At 65.2% G+C, this 1,123-nt stretch carries 2 protein-coding genes; both read left to right on the top strand.

Annotated features, from left to right (window positions below; all coding sequences use genetic code 11):
- The coding region (locus ABZ833_RS45630) for an FtsK/SpoIIIE domain-containing protein (protein WP_361060056.1) at positions 1–661 on the top strand (661 nt) is incomplete at its 5' end.
- Positions 658–849 (top strand): hypothetical protein, encoded by a 192-nt coding sequence (locus ABZ833_RS45625; RefSeq protein WP_361060053.1) that lies wholly within the window; start codon positions 658–660, stop codon positions 847–849. The genes ABZ833_RS45630 and ABZ833_RS45625, both read left to right, overlap by 4 nt.
- Positions 850–1,123 lie beyond the last annotated feature (274 nt).

Below are 1,123 nucleotides of genomic sequence, written 5' to 3'. Positions count from 1 at the left end.
CGGCATCGACTGCAAGGGCGGCATGGAACTGGGCCCGTTCGGCGGGCGCTTCGAGGCGCTGGCCATCGACCGCGCGCAGGCGATCGTCCTGCTGGAGCGGATGATCGTGGAGATCCAGGGCCGGATGCGGCTGTGCCGGGCAGAGGGCGTGCGGTCCATCTGGCCCCTTGCCGTAGGGATCCGGCCGGTGCCGGTGGTCGTGATCGTCGATGAGCTTGCAGAGCTGTACCTGAACGACGGATCCCGCCAGGGGCGCGAGGCGTCCGAGCGGTGCGGAACGCTGCTGCTGCGCCTGGCTCAGCTCGGGGCGGCGCTCGGCGTGCACCTGGTGCTGGCCGGGCAACGCGTCGGCTCCGATCTCGGGCCTCGGGTCACCTCCCTGCGCGCCCAGCTCGGCGGCCGGATCGCACACCGCGCCCACGATGAAGCCTCGGCAGAGATGACGCTGGGCGACCTCAACGCCGATGCCGTGATCGTCGCGCAGACGATCTCCGAAGAGGAACAGGGCGTCGCCGTGGTCGCCACCGGGGGCCGCTGGCTGCGCGCCCGGTCCCGTCAGGTTACCCCGGAAGAGGTCGAAGAGGTCGCACGCACAAGAGGTCCGGCCGATCCGTTCCTGTCGGGGCCTGACGCACTCCAGAAAGGAGGGGGAGCGGCATGACACAGACCACCATTTACGTCATCTGCGGATTCCTCTTTCTGTTCACGGTAATGGTCGCCCGGTCCCGGGAGGTCCGCTGGTATCAGGTAGTCGTGATCTGCATGGCGGGATTCCTCCTAGCAATGACACCCCTGGGATACATCGTCTGGTGGACATTCCGATTCGTGGGGGACGGTCTATTCGGCTGACCGGCCTCCGGTAGGCCGCGAAGGATAGGCGCGATCGAGATTCATCACTCTCAGTCACACACACTTTCAGAGTCGAGAATAGCCACAGTTGAGATCAGTAAAGACGAGACAAGTCGAGTCGAATCCAGGAGTTGCCATGTCCGCCATTCGCTTCCCGCGTGAAAGGGGCCCTCCCCGTGTATCCGAAGTCCGCAAAGGCGCGGCGCTCGGTCCTTAATGAGGCTGAGCGTCAGCGCCTTCTTTCGTTCACAGAGCAAGACTTCATCCGGCTCGT

Source organism: Streptomyces sp. NPDC047525 (genome assembly GCF_040643025.1).
GTDB lineage: Bacteria > Actinomycetota > Actinomycetes > Streptomycetales > Streptomycetaceae > Streptomyces > Streptomyces durmitorensis.
The sequence above is the reverse complement of the archived record's forward strand: the minus strand, read 5'-3'. Positions and strand labels throughout refer to the sequence as shown.